This window comes from Streptomyces chartreusis NRRL 3882 (assembly GCF_900236475.1).
In the GTDB taxonomy this organism is placed as follows: Bacteria; Actinomycetota; Actinomycetes; order Streptomycetales; family Streptomycetaceae; genus Streptomyces; species Streptomyces chartreusis_D.
Window position 1 is genome coordinate 3,497,889 of sequence record NZ_LT963352.1, and the last position, 19,785, is coordinate 3,517,673.

The following is a 19,785-nucleotide window of genomic DNA, read 5'->3' on the forward strand; positions in this document are numbered from 1 at the left end:
AGGATGTCCGCACCGGGCCCAGGCACCCGCCTGGCAGCACCCGGCCTCAGCAACTCCCGCGACCCTTAGGCAGGTTCACGCATGAGACCCACCCGCGGTGCCCTGATCGTCGCCGCCGTCCTGACGCCGGCCCTCCTGCTCGCCACCCCGGCCCTCGCGGCCGGCGCGGCCCCGGCGGCCCCCGCCGTGACCGCCACGGCGGGGACGGACGGCACGCCGGTGGACGAGATGTCGGAGGACGATCTGCGGATCGCGATCCTCCGCATCATCGCCGACGAGGACAGCGGACGAGGCGTCGTCAGGGAGGCCAACGAGGCCCTCGACGGCACCGTGGAGGACATGCGGGAGTTCCTGAAGACGGGCTACCGCCTCGCCCAGGCCGAGGACGACCGCGTCGCCATCGCCCGCATCCTGGCCGACCCGGACTCCGGCCGGGGCGTCAAGCGGGAAGCGGGCAAGGCCCTCGACGTGAACACCCCGGAGGCCCTGCGGGCGTTCCTGGAGACCGGCTACCGCCTCGCCCAGGCCGAGGACGACCGCGTCGCCATCGCCCGCATCCTGGCCGACCCGACGATCAGCGACGCGCTCCGGGCCGCCGCGGAGGACGCCATCGACGGCACTCCGGAGGAGCTTCGGTACTTCCTGGAGGTCGGGCGGTACGAGGTCGACGGCTGAGTCGTACGGAGGGGGCCGGCGGCGCCGCCGGCCCCCTCCGCCGCCGCTCTCAGTGGAAGAAGTGCCGCGTCCCGGTGAAGTACATCGTGATGCCGGCCTTCTGCGCGGCCTCGACGACCAGTTCGTCACGGACCGAACCGCCGGGCTGGACCACGGCCTTCACACCGGCCTCGGTGAGGATCTCCAGGCCGTCCGGGAAGGGGAAGAACGCGTCGGAGGCCGCGTAGGAGCCCTGCGCACGCTCGGCGCCCGCCCGCTCCACCGCCAGCTTCGCGGAGTCGACCCGGTTGACCTGCCCCATGCCGACGCCCACCGAGGCACCGTCCTTGGCGAGCAGGATCGCGTTGGACTTCACCGCGCGGCAGGCCTTCCAGGCGAAGGCGAGCTGCTGGATTTCGTCGGCGTCCAGCGCCTCGCCGGTCGCCAGCGTCCAGTTGGCCGGGTCGTCGCCGTCGGCCTGGAGCCGGTCGGTGACCTGGAGCAGCGCGCCGCCGTCGATCGGCTTGACCTCGACCGGGGCGGAGGGCCCGTCGGGGCAGCGCAGCACGCGGATGTTCTTCTTCTTGGTGAGGGCCTCCAGGGCGCCGTCCTCGTAGTCCGGCGCGACGATGACCTCGGTGAAGATCTCCGCGACCTGCTCGGCCATCTCCTTGCTGACCGGGCGGTTGACCGCGATCACACCACCGAACGCCGACAGCGGGTCGCAGGCGTGCGCCTTGCGGTGCGCCTCGGCGACGTCCGCGCCCACCGCGATGCCGCAGGGGTTGGCGTGCTTGATGATCGCGACGCACGGCTCGGCGTGGTCGTACGCGGCACGACGGGCGGCGTCCGTGTCCGTGTAGTTGTTGTACGACATCTCCTTGCCGTGCAGCTGCTCGGCCTCGGCGAGGCCGCCCGTGCCGGAGACGTACAGCGCGGCGGGCTGGTGCGGGTTCTCGCCGTAGCGCAGGGTGTGCTCGCGCTCCCAGGTGGCGCCGAGGAAGTCGGGGAACTGCGACTCGTCGACGGGCGCGTAGGAGGAGGCGAACCAGGAGGCGACGGCGACGTCGTAGGCGGCCGTGTGCTGGAAGGCCTCGGCGGCGAGCCGCTTGCGGGTGGCGAGGTCGAAGCCGCCGCCCCGGACGGCCTCGAGCACGTCGGCGTAGCGGGCGGGGCTGGTGACGACCGCGACGGACGGGTGGTTCTTGGCGGCGGCCCGGACCATCGACGGACCGCCGATGTCGATCTGCTCCACGCACTCGTCGGGCGAGGCGCCGGAGGCGACGGTCTCACGGAACGGGTAGAGGTTGACGACGACGAGGTCGAACGGCTCGACACCCAGCTCGGCGAGCTGCCGCTGGTGGTCCTCCAGGCGCAGGTCGGCGAGGATGCCGGCGTGCACGCGCGGGTGCAGTGTCTTGACCCGGCCGTCCAGGCACTCGGGGAAGCCGGTCAGCTCCTCGACCTTGGTGACGGGGACGCCGGCGGCGGCGATCTTCGCAGCGGTGGAGCCGGTGGAGACGAGCTCGACCCCGGCCTCGTGGAGCCCGCGCGCGAGCTCCTCGAGACCGGTCTTGTCGTAGACGCTGACGAGCGCCCGGCGAAGGGGCCGCTTGTTGCTCTCGGCGGTCACTGGATAACTACCTTTCGTCCCTCAATGCGATAGCCGTTGCGGGCGAGGCGCCCCACGACCTCGACGAGCAGCCTTCGCTCGACTTCCTTGATGCGCTCGTGCAGAGCGCTCTCGTCGTCCTCGTCCCGGACCTCGACCACGCCCTGGGCGATGATCGGGCCGGTGTCGACGCCGTCGTCGACGAAGTGGACGGTGCAGCCGGTGACCTTGGCGCCGTACGCGAGCGCGTCCCGTACGCCGTGGGCCCCCGGGAAACTGGGCAGCAGTGCCGGGTGCGTGTTGACGAACCGCCCGCCGAACCGCGCGAGGAACTCCTTGCCGACGATCTTCATGAACCCGGCGGAGACCACGAGGTCGGGCTCGAAGGCGGCGACGGCCTCGGCGAGCGCGGCGTCCCACTCCTCGCGGCTGCCGTGGTCCTTGACCTTGCACACGAAGGTCGGCAGCCCGGCGCGTTCGGCGCGGGCCAGCCCCTCGATGCCCTCGCGGTCGGCGCCGACGGCCACGATCTCGGCCCCGTACGCCTGCGCACCGGCGGCGTCGATCTCGTCGAGGAGCGCCTGAAGGTTGGTTCCGGATCCGGAGACCAGCACGACGAGGCGCTTGGCGCGCTGGGCCACGGGCTTGGCGGCCACGGTGGGGGCCTTTCTCGGGGGAGTGTCTGTCCAGGCGGCCGGACCTGGCGTAGCGCCATGGCGTTTGTACATTCATACGAATGCTTCGCGCCCCCGGATACGGGGAAGCCTACGAACCGGCCGACCGTCAGCAACGATACCGGCACACCGGGCGGCCCCCACGGGACGGGGGCATGGCCGGAAGGTAGCGTCTGGGCGGAGCCGGTTCGGGAACGCCGTCCGCACGTGATGCGTTCAAGAGGTGTCGGACCCGGGTCCGACACCGTTCAGTTCTGTCCACCCATTCCTGCTCACCCACTCGTTCCTACTCATCAACGGGAAGACGCTCACTTGATGCCGGACCGCAGCCTGCGACTCCTCACGTTCCCCCAGCTGTCGGCGCAGGGAGGGGAGCGCGGCAGCGTGCTGCTGCGGGAGCGCCCCAGCTCACCACCCGACGCGCCGTCGGACGGCGACCGCGGCGACGAGCGACGGCGCGGCTCCCAGGAGGACAATCCGTTCGCCCCGCCGCCCGAGGGCACCCCGGACCGGCCCTGGCAGCCGCGCCGCCCGTCGGGTGACGACTCCCAGGACGACGGCGAGGACGACCGCGCGCCCTGGGGCAGGCAGTGGAGCGACCGGCAGCCCGGCCGCTCCTCCGGCGGCTTCGGCGAACGCCCCCGCGGCGGACCCGAGGGCCAGGGCGGCGGCCCTCAGGGCGGACCGAACCCGCGCTGGGACCCGACGGACCCCGCCCAGCGCCGCGCGCGCTATGCGCTGCTGTCGGGCATGTGGGCCTTCTTCTTCGCCCTCTTCAGCTGGCCGTACGTGGCGCTGCTGCTGGGCGCGCTCGCCCTCTACTGGGGCATCAGCGCCCTGCGCGCCAAGCCCCGCAGGCCCGACCCGGACTCCCCGGCCCCCGAGCAGCAGGGCCGCCCCCAGACGACCGCCGCGGTGAGCGGCCTGGTCACGGCGTCCCTGGCCATCGCCCTGGTCGCCGCGTCCTTCACGGCCCAGCTGGTCTACCGCGACTACTACACCTGCACGAACGACGCCCTCACGAACGAGGCGAAGCAGTCCTGCACCGAGCTTCTGCCGAAGGAGCTGCGGGGCTTGCTGGGCACGAACGGCTGACGGGCGGCCTGCTGCTTCAGGGGGTGTCCGGCCCGGCGGTGGGGTCGGGCGGGGGCAGGACGTCGTAGGGCTCGGGGGCCGGGTCGGCCGGCAGGAAGTCGTACGGTTCGAATGGGGTGTCGTCCTGGTCCCGGAGGCCGTGGAAGGCGTGGAGGGCGTCCGGTGTGGCGGACGAGGTCCTCGGCTTGGCTGGCCCGTCGGGCGGGGAGGCACCGTCCAGGGCGCCCCCGGCGACTCCGGCGATCCCGGCGATTTTGGTATGGGTGAACCAACCCCGGCGGTGCGAGCCCTTCCGTAGGTGTCCGCCCCGCGCGGCGCCCCCGGCCGGTTCGTCCCGCTGTTTGCCGATACTCGGCCCGTCCGCCTGGGGCGCCCGGCATCGACAGGCCCGTACGGTCATCGCCGTCGGGACGGCCACCAGCACCAGCCACGCCAGTGTCGCCGTACCCACCTGCCACCACACCGGCCCGAAGCGGGCCAGGACGGTGACCCCGAGCGGCCCGCCCGCCAGCGCGGCGAGCCCCGCGAGCACGGCCGCGCACAGCACGGCCGCGAGGGCGGCGGCACGGGCGGTGCGCCCCGGCGACCAGACGACACCCCGCCCGCCGCCCGGCCGCGTCCCGCCGCCCTCCCCGGAGGCCGCCTCCTGTGCCACGACCCAGCCGACGACCACCCCGGCGACCACCGGCACGGTCCCGGCCGCCGCCCAGTGCACCAGCCGCCCCTCACCCGCCTCCGGCACCGCCGCCAGCAGCGGGAACGGCGGCAGGAACGGAGCCGGCGCGGAGGACAGCGGGCTGACGACATGGCCGACGCCGAGGGCGAAGCCGGGGCCGAGGGCGTAGGCGGCGCCCCACACCGCCGCGTTCGGTACCAGGGCCGCACACAGCAGCAGCACCGCGAACCGCCCCGACCACCCCTCCGTCAGCCGCAGCAACGCCGCCTGGGCCGCCGCGCCGTGCCCCACCAGCGACAACGCCACCAGCAGCGCACCGCCCGCGAGGAGTACCGCCGTCCCGGCGGCCGCCGCCCTGGCGGCGACACCCGGGCGCCCGTCCGGCCCGAGGACCAGCGGCCGTACCCGCGCCGGCAGCACGCCCAGCAGCAGCCGCAGCGGCCCGCCCGGACGGCCGTACGCCGACCACACGCCCGCTCCGGCGGCCACCACGGCGACCAGCGGCACGTACACCCCGGTCCACAGCCACGACGGCCGCAGCGCACCGCCGGCGGCGTACAGGGCGGCGGGCGCGGCGACGGCGAGGTAGCCGAGGACGACGCCCGTCCAGGCGATGCGGGCCGAGACCGGCGGCGGTTCCGCGACCACCTCGATGTCCGCCGGCTCCACGATGTCCTCGGCGCTGCCGTCGGCCTCGCCCCCCGCCCCGCCGTCCGTGGCATCTCTCGCCGCCCGGTGCAGCAGCCACACCGGCAGCGCGAGCAGCAGCAGCGGCGGGACGCCCACGGGGGCGGGGACGCCGGCGAGCGTGTCGGCGCGGACGAGTTCGGCTCCGTGGGCCAGCAGCCACAGCGCCGCCGCCACGTGCAGCGCGCCGCCGGGCCCGCTGTCCGGGTACGGCGAGGTGATCCACAGCAGCATCGCCGGCACGGCGAACGACGCGAGCCCGAGGCCCGCCGCGACCGCACCACCCGTGAGGGCGCCGGTCAGTCCGGGCGAACGGTCGCGCATGCGGGTCAACAGGGGCGAGGCCGGACGTCGGCGAGCGGTCATGTCGATCACGCCCGCCATGCTCCCAACGACACGCGCTTTCCCGTCGTAACAGGCGAACCATCGATGTGTCGCTCAATATACGTTTATGTATTTTTCCGTACGGAGGGGCGCCCTGTGACACAGAGCCCAGCCATCCCGCTCCCGCCGCCCAAGGAACGCCGACGCCTGCGCGAGGCCGCCTCGATGACGCGGGCTCAACTGGCTTCCCAGGTGGGCGTCACCAGCGAGACGGTGCGCGGGTGGGAGACCGGCCGCTCGACGCCGCGCGGCCGGAAAGGGGAGAAGTACGCGAAGCTGCTGAACTCACTCGGGACGGAGGCGGAAGTGACACCGCCTCATGCGGAGCGCGGGGGCGACGCCGCGAGCGATCTGAGCCGCCCCTCGGCCTCAGACCACGACCGCGCCTCCGGCAGGAACCGGGGCCGCACCTCCGGCACGGACCAGGACCGCACCACCGTCGGCCACCGCAGCCGCACCTCGGCCATCGAACACAGCCGCGACCCCGGCAGCGTTCACAGCCGCGCCCCCGCCGCCGGCCATCGCCACACCACCGTCGCCGACCACCGCCACACCACTGCCGTCGCCGTCGCCGACCGCAGCCACTCCACCGTCACCGACCGGCGCCCCGGCCCCGACCGGGCAACGGCCCTGCGGCGGCCGGACGATGTGACCGCTGCGCTGAGCCCCGAGCAGGCCTTCGACGCGCTGTACGCGTTCTGCGCGCCCGCGCTCGTCCGGCAGACCTACCTTCTGACCGGCCGCCGCGAACTGGCGCGGGAGTCGGTCGAGCGGGCCTTCCACATCGCCTGGCAGCGCTGGCCGGAGGTGGCCCGCGACCCCGACCCGGCGGGCTGGGTGCGGGCGGTGGCCTACGACTGCGCCCTCTCTCCGTGGCACCGGTTCCGTCCTCGCCACCGGTATCCCGAGCCGCCGCCCCCCGACGCGGTCGACCGCGCGCTGCTGGAGACGCTGCTGAAACTGCCGCCCTCGTACCGCCGCACGCTGCTGCTGTACGACGGTGTCGGTCTCGGCCTGCCGGAGACGGCGGCGGAGACGGAGGCGAGCAGCCGCGCGGCCGCGAACCGGCTGATGCACGCGCGGGAGGCGGTCGCCGAGCGGCTGCCGGAGCTGGCGGACCCGGAGGTGCTCCACTGGCGGCTGGTCGGACTGGCCTCCATCGAGCGGCTGCGGGCCGCCAAACCACTGGTGGTGCGCCGGGCCGGGGAACGCCGGGCGCGTTTGTGGACCCGGGCAGCCATCGCCTTCACGATCACCCTGATCGCAGTCACGGCCCTCACCGCCCGCACGGCCCCCGCCCGCTACGAGCCACCGGTGCCGCAGGGCGAGACCGTCCAGGACGTGCCGCCACCGGCCGCGCCCGGGCCCCTGTCGGAGTCGGAGCGGGAGCTGCGGGCGAAGCTGCGCGAGGAGGAGCAGCGAGGGGCGGGCCGGCTGATGCCGCAGCCTCGGTAGCACGACAGCGGGCCCGCTCCCCGTACGGGGAGCGGGCCCAGCAGTGCGCGTTACGGCGTTGTTCAGCCGGCGAGGATCGCGCGCGCCAGCTTCGCCGTCTCGGTCGGCGTCTTGCCGACCTTGACGCCGGCGGCCTCGAGGGCCTCCTTCTTCGCGGCGGCCGTGCCGGAGGAGCCGGAGACGATGGCGCCGGCGTGGCCCATGGTCTTGCCCTCGGGCGCGGTGAAGCCCGCGACGTAGCCGACGACCGGCTTCTTCACGTTCTCCTTGATGAAGGCCGCGGCCCGCTCCTCGGCGTCGCCGCCGATCTCACCGATCATCACGATCAGGTCGGTGTCGGGGTCGGCCTCGAACGCGGCGAGGGCGTCGATGTGGGTCGTCCCGATGACCGGGTCGCCACCGATGCCGACGGCGGAGGAGAAGCCGATGTCCCGCAGCTCGTACATCATCTGGTACGTCAGCGTGCCGGACTTCGACACCAGGCCGATGCGGCCCGGCTTGGTGATGTCGCCCGGGATGATGCCGGCGTTGGACTGGCCCGGCGTGATGAGGCCGGGGCAGTTCGGGCCGATGATGCGGGTCTTGTTGCCCTTGGACACGGCGTAGGCGTAGAACGCGGCCGAGTCGTGGACGGCGATGCCCTCGGTGATGACGACCGCGAGCGGGATCTCGGCGTCGATGGCCTCGACGACGGCGGCCTTGGCGAAGGCCGGCGGGACGAAGAGGACGGATACGTTCGCGCCCGTCTTCTCGATCGCCTCGGCGACCGTGCCGAAGACCGGGATCTCGTTGCCGTCGATGTCGACCGACGTGCCCGCCTTACGGGGGTTCACGCCGCCGACGATGTTGGTGCCGTCGGCCAGCATGAGCTTGGTGTGCTTCATGCCCGTGGCACCGGTCATGCCCTGGACGATGACCTTGCTGTCCTTGTTGAGGAAGATAGCCATGGCTGTTTAGTCCCTCGTCCCTTACTTCGCAGCCGCGAGCTCGGCGGCCTTGTCGGCCGCGCCGTCCATGGTGTCCACGCGCTGCACCAGCGGGTGGTTGGCGTCGGAGAGGATCTTGCGACCCAGCTCGGCGTTGTTGCCGTCGAGACGGACAACGAGGGGCTTGGTGACTTCCTCGCCCTTGTCCTTGAGCAGCTGCAGCGCCTGCACGATGCCGTTGGCGACCTCGTCACAGGCGGTGATGCCACCGAAGACGTTGACGAACACGGACTTGACGTCCGGGTCGCCGAGGATGATCTCCAGGCCGTTCGCCATGACGGCGGCGGAGGCGCCACCACCGATGTCGAGGAAGTTGGCGGGCTTGACGCCACCGTGCTTCTCACCGGCGTAGGCGACGACGTCCAGGGTGCTCATGACGAGACCCGCGCCGTTGCCGATGATGCCGACCTCGCCGTCGAGCTTGACGTAGTTGAGGTTCTTCGCCTTGGCGGCGGCCTCGAGCGGGTTCGCCGCGTCCTTGTCCTGGAGGGCCTCGTGCTCCGGCTGGCGGAACTCGGCGTTCTCGTCCAGGGAGACCTTGCCGTCCAGGGCGATGACGTCACCGGAGGCGACCTTGGCCAGCGGGTTGACCTCGACCAGGAGGGCGTCCTCCTTGATGAAGGTGTCCCACAGCTTGACGAGGACGTTCACGACCTTGTCGGCGACCTCGGCCGGGAACTTGGCGGCCTCGACGATCTCGCGGGCCTTGGCCTCGGTCACGCCCTCGTTGGCGTCGATCGGCGTCTTGGCGACGGCCTCGGGGCGGGTGGCCGCCACCTCCTCGATCTCCATGCCGCCCTCGACGGACGCGATGGAGAGGAAGGTGCGGTTGGCACGGTCCAGGAGGAAGGAGACGTAGTACTCCTCGACGATCTCCGGGGCCGTCTCGGCGATCATCACCTTGTGGACCGTGTGGCCCTTGATGTCCATGCCGAGGATGTTGGTCGCGTGCTCGACCGCCTCGTCGGGGGTGGCGGCGAGCTTCACGCCGCCGGCCTTGCCACGGCCACCGACCTTCACCTGGGCCTTGACGACGGACTTGCCACCGAGGCGCTCGGTGGCTGCGCGGGCCGCCTCAGGCGTGTCGATGACTTCACCGGCCAGCACCGGTACATCGTGCTTGGCGAAGAGGTCCCTCGCCTGGTACTCGAACAGGTCCACGCGCTTCCGTCCCTATCAGTGATCTCGCGGTTCGTTGTCTGCGTGGGCGTGCCGCGAGGGCAACGTGACGTCCGCTGTCTGTCACAAGGGAGGCGCACACGGTGTCCGAGCGCGCGGCATGTCCGTCTCGCAGGTTATCGCTGCTTGCGGGGGGCCTCTAAATCGAGGGTCACACCTGAGCGGTGATACCTGTCACATGATGCCGCGCTCTCTGGCACGGCGTGCCGGAGGTGAGGGACCTCACCGGGCTGGGGTTGACCCGGTGAGGCCCTTCTGACATCCCCGAAGGAGCACAAAGGCCCAGTTCAGGCCCCGGCTCTGCGGGGTGCGGGGTGGCTGGTCCCCACCCCAATGGGGACCAGCCGACCCCATCCACGAGGTTTCGGCCTCGGACGACCGACGGTTTTCGACCGCCCGGAGGCGATGTCTCGTGGAGTCGGTGGGGCGAGCGTCCGGAGTCCGGAGTCCGGAGTGCGGGAGGTGTCCGAGGAGCGACACCGAGAGCGGCTGGCCGCTCGTGCTAGCCGGGGAAGACGGGGATGTCCCGGTGCACGTCCCGGGTGCCGACCGTGCGGGAGCGGGCCGCGGCAGCGGGCAGGAGTCTCAGCGGGGCCCGGTGGCTCAGAGTGACGGCGTACGCGTCGCCGTGGCGCGACGTGCCGCTGTCGGCCGTGGACCGGTTGCCGAGCGTGCCGTCAGGCCGCCCTGCGGGCACGTACCCGCCCGAATCGTGTCCGGCGTGGGCGGACGGGCCGGCGTGGTCCGCGCGTCTGGTGTGGGCCGCGTGCTTTGCTCGGCCGGCGGCGTGCTGGTCGCCGCCGCGCACCACGATGTCCGACCCCGCTGCGACGACCTCCGCCGCGCCGGTCCGCCCGACGGGGTCAGGGATGTCGACCGGGGGCGGCGCCGTCCTGCCCGGTTGCGGGTCGGCCGAGACCGGGGCGGTGGGGAGGGGGTGACTGGGGAGTGCGGGGGAACTGGGCAGGCCGGGAGAACCGGGAAGACCGGGCACTTCCGGGAGGGTGACTTCGCCGGTAGGGGGCGGGGGCAGGAGGTCCGACGGTCCTGGCAGGGCGGGAAGGCCTGGCAGGACCGGGAAGTCTGGCAGATCCGGGAGGTCGGGCAGATCCGGGAGGTCGGGTAGGTCCGACAGCACTGGCAGCTTGGGCAGTGCGGGCAACTCGGGCGGTGCGGGGAGATTCGGCAGCGTCGGCGGCTTCGGTTGGACCGGCGGCTTCGGTTGAGCCGGCGGCTTGGACAGTGCCGGTGCCGTTGGTGGGTCGGACAGTGCGGGCGGCTCTGAGAGCACTGGCAGCTTGGGCAATGCCGACGCCAGCGACGGCGAGGGCAGCGACAGTGGCGGCGACGGCAACGACGAGGACGAGGACGAGGAAGGCGCCGAGGACGGATCCTTCGCCCGCACCTCTGCCCGCCCCTTGCGCACCACCGCGCCCGTATCACCGGCCATCCGCACGACCCGCTCCCCCGCGGGCGCCGCGTCGACCCCCGCGAGGGAAGCGCTACCGGCTCCGGACACGGAGCCAGGGCCTGGCGAGCCGATCCGCCCGGCCGTGGCGTCCGTCAGCGCCCGTACGCCGTCCGCCGCGTACGCCCGTTGCCCGCACAGGAGCCCGATGACGAGCACTCCGCCCACCAGCAGTGCCACCCGGAGCACACGCCACCCGGCCGCCGTGCGCGGCATGCGCACGGCGGCACCGGGCAGGGCTGCTGACCAGATCAAGAGGGGGAGCTTCCTCCCGTGCTACGGAACAAGTGCCGAACGCATCACGCGTCACGGGCAACGAGTCGGCACAACGCGGTACCGCCCGGCGCAGCGCGACGCACCGCCGAGCAGGCGCCGATCCTCGCACGGGAGTGCGGAGGTTACGCAAGCCCTTCCCCACTGATGGTCAGTCATATCCCTTTTGCCGACCGAAGTGGGACGACGATGCGTCGACAAGTCGCCGCCCCGTCACGCCGCATCCGGTATCGGCAGCGGACGCTTCTCGATCGCCGCCGCCATCACCTCGGGGAACAGATCGGGCGTGCAGGCGAACGCCGGTGCTCCCAGGGCGGCGAGCGCGGCCGCGTGCTCCCGGTCGTACGCCGGTGCCCCCTCGTCGGAGAGGGCGAGCAGCGTCACGAACTGCACCCCCGAGGCCTTCATCGCCGCGACCCGCTTGAGCATCTCGTCCCGGATGCCTCCCTCGTAGAGGTCACTGATCAGCACGACCACCGTCTCCGCGGGCCGGGTGATCTGCGACTGGCAGTAGGCGAGCGCCCGGTTGATGTCCGTGCCGCCGCCGAGCTGTGTCCCGAACAGGACGTCGACGGGGTCGTCGAGCTGGTCCGTGAGGTCGACGACCGCCGTGTCGAAGACGACGAGTCGCGTGGAGATCGTCCGCATCGAGGCGAGCACCGCTCCGAACACCGATGCGTACACGACCGATGCCGCCATGGATCCCGACTGATCGATACAGAGGATGACCTCCTTCTTCGTGGACTGGGACGCCCGCCCGTACCCGATGAGCCGCTCCGGCACGATCGTTCGGTACTCGGGCAGGTAGTGCTTGAGGTTGGCCGCGATCGTGCGGTTCCAGTCGATGTCGTGATGGCGGGGCCGGTTGATCCTGGCGCTGCGGTCGAGGGCGCCGGTGAGGGTGGCGCGGGTGCGCGTGGCGAGCCGCTTCTCCAGGTCCTCGACGACCTTGCGCACGACGGCCCGTGCCGTCTCCTTCGTCGTCTCGGGCATGGCCTTGTTGAGCGACAGCAGCGTGCCGACGAGGTGCACGTCGGCCTCCACCGCCTCGAGCATCTCCGGCTCCAGCAGGAGCGTGGCGAGACCGAGCCGGTCGATGGCATCGCGCTGCATGACCTGTACGACGGAGGACGGGAAGTACGTCCGGATGTCCCCGAGCCAGCGCGCCACGGACGGCGCCGAGGCCCCGAGCCCCGCCGAACGGTCCCGGCCCCCCTGCGGCTTCTCCCCCTTTCCGTAGAGCGCGGTGAGCGCTCCGTCCATCGCCGCGTCCCGCCCGGAGAGTTCGCACCCGGTGCCGTCCGCCGCGTCGCCTCCGAGTACGAGCCGCCACCGCCGCAACCGCTCCTGCGCCGGATCCGTCACCTCGGCCGTCATCCGTGCCCTCCCTTGCGAGGCCGTTCCCACAGTGGGATCACCGGCACGGCCGTCGTCGGCCGTCCTTCCGCCCGCACCCCGTCCCCGTCGGTGTCTCCCGCTTCCGCGCTCGGCGTCGGCCGCCTCAGTCCGTCGGTCGTCATCCCGCCACCCCCACCAGGTCGTTGCCGATGTGTTCTGCCCCTTCGTCCAGCCCGAGCAGCAGCCGCAGGACCGGCAGCACGGCGTCCGCGCGCACCGGGTCGAGCTCCGCCGCGAAGCCGGGTATGCCGGAGCCGGCCCCGGTCGCGCCGCTCCCGGCCCCCGGCCCGCGCCGGACCAGTTCGCCGAGGGTCCGCCGCACCCCGGGCTCGTACGCCGAGAACGTCCGCCGCAGCAGGGGCAGCACGTCCGTGAACGCCTCCGCCGGAACCCCGGTGAGCCACGCGTCGACCAGCCCGAGCAGCCGCTCGTCGTGCACCAGGAGCATCCCGCCCCCGGAGCCTCCTCCGACGAAGCCCTCGATCCACGCGGCCGCGTCCGCCGGTGGCGTGCCCGGCGACAGGACGAGCCCCATGAGGCGCGCCGCATCGTCCTGCGCCAACTCCCCGTCGTCCAACAGGAGACGCACGGCCCGTCCCCTGATCACTCCGGGTACCGTGTCCCGCCCGCACAGCACCCGCAGCACCGACTGCCAACGGGCTCTCAAGTGACCCTGCCCGGCCGCGGGGGCGTCCCCCAGGAGCCCCACTGCCCCGTGCACGGCGTCGACATGACGCCGCATCTCCTCGGCGCCGTCGGCGTCGAGTGCCGCGCAGGCCGGGGGCAGGCCGACGAAGACCCGCTCGGCCAGCCCCGCCGCGACCTCTCCCAGGGCCCCGGTGTCCGTGCCGCGCACATCGCCGTAGCGCAGGGAGCGGACCAGGGCCGGCAGCGCCCGGGCGAGCTGTCCGACGTCCGTGCCGAGGGCCGCCCGGTCGGCGAGGATCCGCATCACCGTGGGCAGGGCCTCGGGCAGTTCGGCCAGCAGGCAGCGCTCGGCGAGTGCGGTGACGTCGGCGAGGCCCTGCGCCGTGACGGCGTCGGCCTCGGCCTTGGCGGTCGCGGCGGACAGGACGGTCGTCCCCCAGACGCCGGCCTCGGCGACCCGCACCGACAGCTCGGGCTCCCAGCGCAGCCGCCAGGTCTCCCGGAAGGTGCCCGTGCTGCCCCGCGAGGCGGCCGGTTCGCCCCACGCGACGCCGAGCAACCGCAGCCGGTGCAGCAGCCTGCTGCGGGCGGCGTCGGTCTCCTTGCGCAGGTCGAGCTCCAACTCCCGCTCCAGCGCCTCCGGCTTCAGCCGCAGTCGGCGCTGGAGCCGGGCGAGGTCCCGCTGCAACGGAACCGCCGGTGCCGTCGACGGCACCTCTCCCAGCACGTCCCCCACGACCAGCCGGTCCTGCACCAGCGCCAGCGGCACGTCCGAGCCCTCGCACATCACCGCCCGCACCGCGTCGGTCGTCTCGCTCAGGCCGGGCAGCGGACGGCCGCGCATCGCGGCGAGCGTCTCGGCCAGCCGCACGGCCTCGATGACGTGCGCGGAGGACACGAGCCGGTCCTCGGCGCGCAGCAGCCCAGCCACCTTGGTCATCCACCGCTCGACCGGCCGGTCCGGGGCGCTGAACAAGTGCCCGTACCAGCCCGGCGAGTCGATGCCGGCGCCATAGCCGCTCACCCGGGACAGCCGACGGTGGGTCCACGGCACCCACGTCATGTCCGTCTTGACCTTGGGCAGCCCCTTCAGCAGCGCCTTGTCGGCGGCGACGGTGGTCTTGCGCCGCAGGGCGGGCACGTGCCACGCCCCGCACACGACGGCCACGCCGTCCTCGAAGTCCCGCTGCGCGGCCCGGACCTGGAGCCGCATGTACGCCTCGCGCACCAGGTCCCGGTCGTGTCCCCCGCTGCCGTAGGTCTCCCGCAGCGCCCCCATCGCCTCCTCGAGCACGGTGAAGGGCGCGAGCGCGTCCCCCTTCCCCACGCCCCGGTGCTCCACGACGTCCTCCCACCACCGCTCCGGGTCGTCGTAGCCGGCGGCCTCGGCGAGCACGCCGAGCGGATCGATCCGCACGTCGGCGGGTCCGGGTTCGGGCCCCGGTCCGGCTCCGGGGCCGGAGTCGTCCTCGCTGTCCGCCGTCTCGGCGTCCAGAGGGGATTCCCCCTCCGCTCCGGCCTCGCCCTCCTGCCTCCCCCAGGCCAGCGTGTGCGTGGCCGGCAGGTCGATGAAGCGGGCCGGGACGTCGTGTTCCAGGGCCCAGCGGATGGCGACCCACTCCGGGGAGAACTCGGCCAGCGGCCAGAACGCCGAGCGGCCGGGTTCGTCCACGGCATGGGCGAGCAGGGCGACCGGCGGCCGCATCTCCTCGTCGGCGGCGAGCGGAATCAGGGCATCGGCCTCGGGCGGCCCCTCGATCAGCACGACCCGCGGCCGGGCCTCCGCCAGCGCCGCCCGCACCGCCCGCGCCGACCCCGGCCCGTGATGCCGCACCCCGAGCAGCAACGGCCCTGCCCCGGCCGCCCGGCCCACGGCCCTTTCCTCGCCCGTCATGTCGCCCCCCTCCCGATCCACGCCCACCTCTGACGGCCGCACCCCGTGCCGCCACCGACCGCGCCGTCGAGCACCCCGCCCGGCAGCTCGCGCCCCGTGTCGCTCACACGCTCACCTCCCGGCAGGCCCGGTAGAAGTCCTTCCAGCCGTCCCGCTCGCGGACCACCGTCTCCAGGTACTCCTGCCAGATGACCCGGTCGGCCGCCGGGTCGCGGACCACCGCGCCGAGGATGCCCGCGGCCACGTCTCCCGGCCGCAGCACGCCGTCGCCGAAGTGGGCCGCCAGGGCAAGTCCGTTGGTGACGACGGAGATCGCCTCGGCCGTGGACAGCGTGCCGCTCGGCGACTTCAGCTTCGTCCGGCCGTCGGTCGTGACCCCGTCGCGCAGCTCGCGGAAGACCGTGACCACCCGGCGGATCTCGTCGAGGCCGTCCGGCGCGGCCGGCAGGTCGAGGGAACGGCCGATCTGGTCGACGCGGCGCGAGACGATGTCGACCTCGGCCTCGGGGCTCTCCGGCAACGGCAGCACCACCGTGTTGAACCGGCGGCGCAGGGCGCTGGACAGGTCGTTGACCCCGCGGTCGCGGTCGTTGGCCGTGGCGATCAGGTTGAAGCCGCGGACCGCCTGCACCTCCTGGCCCAGCTCAGGTATCGGCAGCGTCTTCTCCGACAGGATCGTGATGAGCGTGTCCTGCACGTCGGCCGGGATACGCGTCAGCTCCTCGACGCGGGCGGTCATGCCCTCGGCCATGGCCCGCATGACCGGGCTGGGCACGAGGGCGTCGCGGCTCGGGCCGTGGGCGAGCAGCTGCGCGTAGTTCCAGCCGTACCGGATGGCCTCCTCCGGTGTGCCGGCGGTGCCCTGCACCAGCAGCGTGGAGTCGCCGCTGACCGCTGCGGCCAGATGCTCGGAGACCCAGGTCTTCGCCGTGCCGGGCACGCCGAGCAGGAGCAGGGCGCGGTCGGTGGCGAGCGTGGTGACGGCGACCTCGACGATGCGGCGCGGACCGACGTACTTCGGTGTGATCACCGTGCCGTCCGGCAGCGTGCCGCCGAGCAGGTACGTCGCGACGGCCCACGGCGACAGCTTCCAGCGGGCCGGACGCGGCCGGTCGTCCTGCGCGGCCAGCGCGGCGAGTTCACCGGCGAAGGCGTCCTCGGCGTGCGGCCGCAGTGCTTCCGCCTCAGTCACGTCCGCGGGTGCGGCCGTACCCGCGTTCGCGGGCGCGGACCCGTTCTGGCTCGGGTCGACGGACGTCGGTTCTACGGACACAGGCATGGCTGAGTCCCCCTCCAGCTCGGCCGGTTCGGATCTGGCATCCACGTTGCACCACACCACTGACAATCCGTTCTGACCTGCGCAAACACCCAGCCGGAGCCGCTCGCGGACCCGATTGTCAGTGGTGGGACCTACCTTCGATGGCATGACTCAGCAGGGGGTGCGCTGGACCGCGGACCAGGTGCTGGCACTGGCGCCTGACGCCGCATCACGCAAAGCGGGAAGCAAACTCGGCGCGGCGGGCCCGTGGTCCGAGGCGGGGAGTTCCGACGAGGGGACGGTGTGGGGGCTGTGCAAGGGCAGCGGAAGCAAGCCGTATCAGACGGTCGTGGACATCGCGGACGCCTCCGGGCCCGCGTACAAGTGCAGTTGTCCGAGCCGCAAGTTCCCGTGCAAGCACGCGCTGGGGCTGCTGCTGCTCTGGGCGGGCGGCGACGCAGCGGTGCCGACGGGAGAGGCGCCGGGGTGGGCGGGGCAGTGGATAGCGGGGCGGCGCAAGCGCGCGGAGGAGAAGAAGGCCGGGGACAGCTCCGGTTCGCCGTCCGGGTCCGCTGATCCGGAGGCGGCGCGCCGCCGGGCGGAGCGGCGGGCCGAGCGGGTCACGGCGGGCGCGGTGGAGCTGGAGCAGCGCCTGACGGACCTGTTGCGCGGGGGCTTGGCCTCGGCGGAGCACTCGGGGTACGGCCTGTGGGAGGAGACGGCGGCCCGCATGGTCGACGCCCAGGCACAGGGCCTGGCCTCGCGCGTCCGGGAGTTGGGGGCCGTACCGTCCACCGGCCCGGGCTGGCCGGTGCGTCTGCTGGAGGAGTGCGCGCTGCTGCATCTCCTCGGCCAGGGCTGGCTGCGCCGCGAGCGGCTGCCCGATGCCCTCGCCGCCACGGTCCGCTCCCGCATCGGTCTGCCGGCCGCCGCGGACGGACCGCCGGTGCGGGACCGCTGGCTGGTGCTCGCCCAGTACGACACGGCGGACACGCGCCTGACGACCCGCCGTATCTGGCTGTACGGCGCCGACTCGGACCGCACCGTGCTGCTCCTCTCCTACGGTGCAGCGGGCCGCGCCCCGGAGCTGGCGCTGCCGGTCGGGCTGACGCTGGAGGCCGAGGTGTCCGCCTACCCCGGCGCCGGGCAGCTGCGGGTGGCCCTGGGCGAGCAGTTCGCCCCGCCCGCGCCGACGGCGATCCGCCCGCAGGGGATGACGACGTCCCAGGCGGCCGCCCGTTACGGCGACGCCCTGCGCGACGACCCCTGGCTGGAGTCCGTCCCGGTGACGCTGGACCGGGTCGTCCCCACCCCGGACGGCGACTCCTGGCAGTTGGCGGACGCTGACGAGGACGCGGCGCTGCCGCTCACTCGCGCCGCGCGTTCCCGGCCGGGCCTGTGGCGGCTCGTCGCACTGTCCGGCGGCGCCCCGGTCCGGGTCTTCGGCGAATGCGGACACCAGGGCTTCACGCCGCTGACGGCCTGGCCCGATGGCCCGGGCGAGGCGATAGCCCTGTGCTGAGCGGGTGCCGACTCCGACGCCGGCGCTGACGCCGACGCTCGGCACCGGCGACCCGGCCTCTCCGATCCGCCCCGTCTTCCCCTCAAATCCACGAATCTTTCAGGCATCCCGGGACAACCGGTAAGGGTGAGCCTTCAACCACCCCCGGGCGCCCCACGGAAAGGAAGCTCATGACCAGGACATCCGCTCCTGTGGACGCGCCCGCGACGGGCGCCTGGGAGGGGCTCGTCACCACGGCACTGCTGGGCACGGACCGGCGCACCCCGCCGGGCACCGGTCCGGGCCCGGACGCACCGGTGGCCCTGCTGGACGCGGCGGCCGTGGAGACCGTACGACGACGGGCCGGTCTGCGTCCGGCCCGGGCGGCGGAGCGTCCGCAACCGGCTCCGAAGGACCCGCGTCCGCCGCTGCCGCAGGCGGCGGCCCGCAGACTCGCGATCCTGCTGGCCGACCGCCCCGGCGGGTCCGGCGGCGGCCGCCGGGGCGCCGCGCCCGATCTGACGGAGCTGCTGCCCCAGTGGCTCGCCGCGGCCAACGCCCGTGGCTTTGCCCCGCCTCCGCAGCTGCTGCCCGCGTTGCTGGACGCGGCCCGGGGGCGTACCGATTTGCGTCCGGCCGCGCTGGAGTTCGGGGGGCCGCGGGCCCTGTGGCTGGCCCGGCTGAACCCGGACTGGCGGTTCGCCCTGCGCTCGACACCGGGCGGCGGAGCGGCCCTGCCGCATCTCGATGACGACGCCGGCATCCGGCAGCTGTGGCAGGAGGGCCTGTTCGCCGAACGGGTCGCCCTCCTGTCCGCCCTGCGCTCTCGCGACCCCGCCGCGGCGCGCGAACTGCTCGCGACGACCTGGGCGACGGAGCGGGCCGAGGACCGGCTGATGTTCCTCGACTCCCTGCGCGCGGGCCTGGGCCCGGACGACGAGCCGTTCCTGGAACAGGCCCTGGCCGACCGCAGCCGCAACGTCCGGGCGACGGCGGCGGAGCTGCTGTCGGCGCTGCCCGGTTCGGCGCTCGCGGCACGGATGGCGGTCAGGGCGGAGGCGTGCGTCGCCATCGACCACATGCAGCCCACCCGAGCCACCACAGCCACCGCCGCTCCGAGCACCACGGGGGCTGCCACCGGACCGACCATGGCCACGCCGACGATCACCGTCGAAGCACCGCACGAGTGCGACCCGGGCATGGAGCGCGACGGCGTCGTGGCGAAGGCGCCGGCCGGCCGGGGTGAACGGTCGTGGTGGTTCGGCCAGTTGGTGGAGGCGGCTCCGCTCGGTACCTGGTCGCGGCGACTGGGCGGGCGGACCCCCCGGGAGATCGTGGCACTGCCGGTCACGGACGACTGGCAGGGCGAACTGCACGCGGCGTGGTGCCGGGCCGCGGTGCGCCAGCGGGACGCCGAGTGGTCGCGCGCGCTGCTCGGGGAGCCCTCGGCACCGGAGGCGGGCGGCCCGGGCGCGGTGTCACTGGCCGAACGCGCCAAGCTGCTCGGCACCCTGGGCGCAGCCGAGCGGGCCGAGTGGGTGGCCGGATTCATCTCGACGCACGGCCTGTCCGAAGCGTTTCAGCTGCTCGGGGTGTGCGCGGTGCCATGGGCGCCGCCGCTCGGCCGGGCGGTCGTGGACGCGCTCAACATCGCGCGGGACGCGGGGAGTTATCCATGGAGTTTCAGCGGAGTCATGGGCCTGGCGGAGCGCTGCCTGGACCCGTCCGAGGCCGGGCGCCTCGACGCCCTGCTGGCCGTACCGGACGAGCCGGAGAACGCGTCTCCGGGCGCCGGTGGCTACTGGGCGGAGGCCTTCCAGCGCCTGGTGACGACGTTGCGTCTGCGCGCGGCGATGACCGAGGAGCTGAACACTCCCTGACCCCGGCCCGCGTCCCGGAGCCGACACGAGCCCCAGCGGCCGGGCACGTTGCGGTCACCGCAG

14 protein-coding genes are annotated in these 19,785 nt (G+C 73.5%); 5 read left to right on the top strand and 9 right to left on the bottom strand.

Features of this window, described 5'->3' with window-relative positions:
* Window positions 1-81 precede the first annotated feature (81 nt).
* Window positions 82-675, top strand: a complete 594-nt coding sequence (locus SCNRRL3882_RS15535) for an ALF repeat-containing protein (protein WP_010036403.1) — start codon at window positions 82-84, stop codon at window positions 673-675.
* A 49-nt stretch (window positions 676-724) separates the two neighbouring features.
* Here SCNRRL3882_RS15535 and purH read toward each other — a convergent pair whose 3' ends face one another.
* Both purH and purN read right to left on the bottom strand, forming a co-directional pair.
* The gene (gene purH / locus SCNRRL3882_RS15540; protein WP_010036404.1) at window positions 725-2,287 is read right to left on the bottom strand and encodes a bifunctional phosphoribosylaminoimidazolecarboxamide formyltransferase/IMP cyclohydrolase; all 1,563 of its coding nucleotides are present in this window, start codon (window positions 2,285-2,287) and stop codon (window positions 725-727) included.
* A complete protein-coding gene (gene purN, locus SCNRRL3882_RS15545; RefSeq protein WP_010036405.1) occupies window positions 2,284-2,922 on the bottom strand; it encodes a phosphoribosylglycinamide formyltransferase in 639 nt (212 codons plus the stop codon). Before purN ends, purH begins: the two co-directional genes overlap by 4 nt.
* A 333-nt stretch (window positions 2,923-3,255) precedes the next feature.
* Between purN and SCNRRL3882_RS15550 the strand changes: the two genes are divergently transcribed.
* A complete protein-coding gene (locus tag SCNRRL3882_RS15550) occupies window positions 3,256-4,035 on the top strand; it encodes a hypothetical protein (protein WP_010036408.1) in 780 nt (259 codons plus the stop codon).
* A 16-nt stretch (window positions 4,036-4,051) separates the two neighbouring features.
* On the opposite strand, the gene SCNRRL3882_RS15555 is transcribed toward SCNRRL3882_RS15550, so the two are convergent.
* Window positions 4,052-5,782 carry a DUF6350 family protein gene (locus SCNRRL3882_RS15555; RefSeq protein WP_010036410.1) on the bottom strand — a complete coding sequence of 577 codons (1,731 nt, stop codon included), beginning with the start codon at window positions 5,780-5,782 and terminating at the stop codon, window positions 4,052-4,054.
* A gap of 96 nt (window positions 5,783-5,878) precedes the next feature.
* Between SCNRRL3882_RS15555 and SCNRRL3882_RS15560 the strand changes: the two genes are divergently transcribed.
* Window positions 5,879-7,237, top strand: coding sequence for a helix-turn-helix domain-containing protein (locus tag SCNRRL3882_RS15560; RefSeq protein WP_010036412.1), 1,359 nt, complete (start codon window positions 5,879-5,881; stop codon window positions 7,235-7,237).
* 62 nt (window positions 7,238-7,299) lie between these two features.
* Here the strand turns inward: SCNRRL3882_RS15560 and sucD are convergent, their stop codons facing one another.
* The 6 genes from sucD to SCNRRL3882_RS15595 form a co-directional block, all read right to left on the bottom strand.
* A complete protein-coding gene (sucD, locus tag SCNRRL3882_RS15565) occupies window positions 7,300-8,184 on the bottom strand; it encodes a succinate--CoA ligase subunit alpha (protein ID WP_010036416.1) in 885 nt (294 codons plus the stop codon).
* Between the two features lie 21 nt (window positions 8,185-8,205).
* Window positions 8,206-9,384, bottom strand: coding sequence for an ADP-forming succinate--CoA ligase subunit beta (gene sucC / locus SCNRRL3882_RS15570; protein WP_010036417.1), 1,179 nt, complete (start codon window positions 9,382-9,384; stop codon window positions 8,206-8,208).
* 520 nt (window positions 9,385-9,904) lie between these two features.
* Window positions 9,905-11,125 (bottom strand): hypothetical protein, encoded by a 1,221-nt coding sequence (locus tag SCNRRL3882_RS40775; RefSeq protein ID WP_159399448.1) that lies wholly within the window; start codon window positions 11,123-11,125, stop codon window positions 9,905-9,907.
* A 231-nt stretch (window positions 11,126-11,356) separates the two neighbouring features.
* Window positions 11,357-12,520, bottom strand: a complete 1,164-nt coding sequence (locus tag SCNRRL3882_RS15585) for a VWA domain-containing protein (RefSeq protein WP_010036424.1) — start codon at window positions 12,518-12,520, stop codon at window positions 11,357-11,359.
* A gap of 139 nt (window positions 12,521-12,659) precedes the next feature.
* Window positions 12,660-15,083: a DUF5682 family protein gene (locus SCNRRL3882_RS15590; protein ID WP_010036426.1), complete on the bottom strand. Its 2,424-nt coding sequence runs from the start codon at window positions 15,081-15,083 to the stop codon at window positions 12,660-12,662.
* Between the two features lie 103 nt (window positions 15,084-15,186).
* Entirely contained in the window at window positions 15,187-16,362 is a 1,176-nt protein-coding gene (locus SCNRRL3882_RS15595) for an ATP-binding protein (RefSeq protein WP_010036428.1), read from the bottom strand.
* A 145-nt stretch (window positions 16,363-16,507) separates the two neighbouring features.
* Here SCNRRL3882_RS15595 and SCNRRL3882_RS15600 point away from each other — a divergent pair, with 145 nt between their 5' ends.
* On the top strand, window positions 16,508-17,863 hold the full coding sequence (locus SCNRRL3882_RS15600) for an SWIM zinc finger family protein (protein WP_040902776.1): 1,356 nt from the start codon (window positions 16,508-16,510) through the stop codon (window positions 17,861-17,863).
* Between the two features lie 170 nt (window positions 17,864-18,033).
* Complete coding sequence (locus tag SCNRRL3882_RS15605; protein ID WP_029180941.1) at window positions 18,034-19,722, top strand: DUF5691 domain-containing protein; 1,689 nt, start codon at window positions 18,034-18,036, stop codon at window positions 19,720-19,722.
* Window positions 19,723-19,785 lie beyond the last annotated feature (63 nt).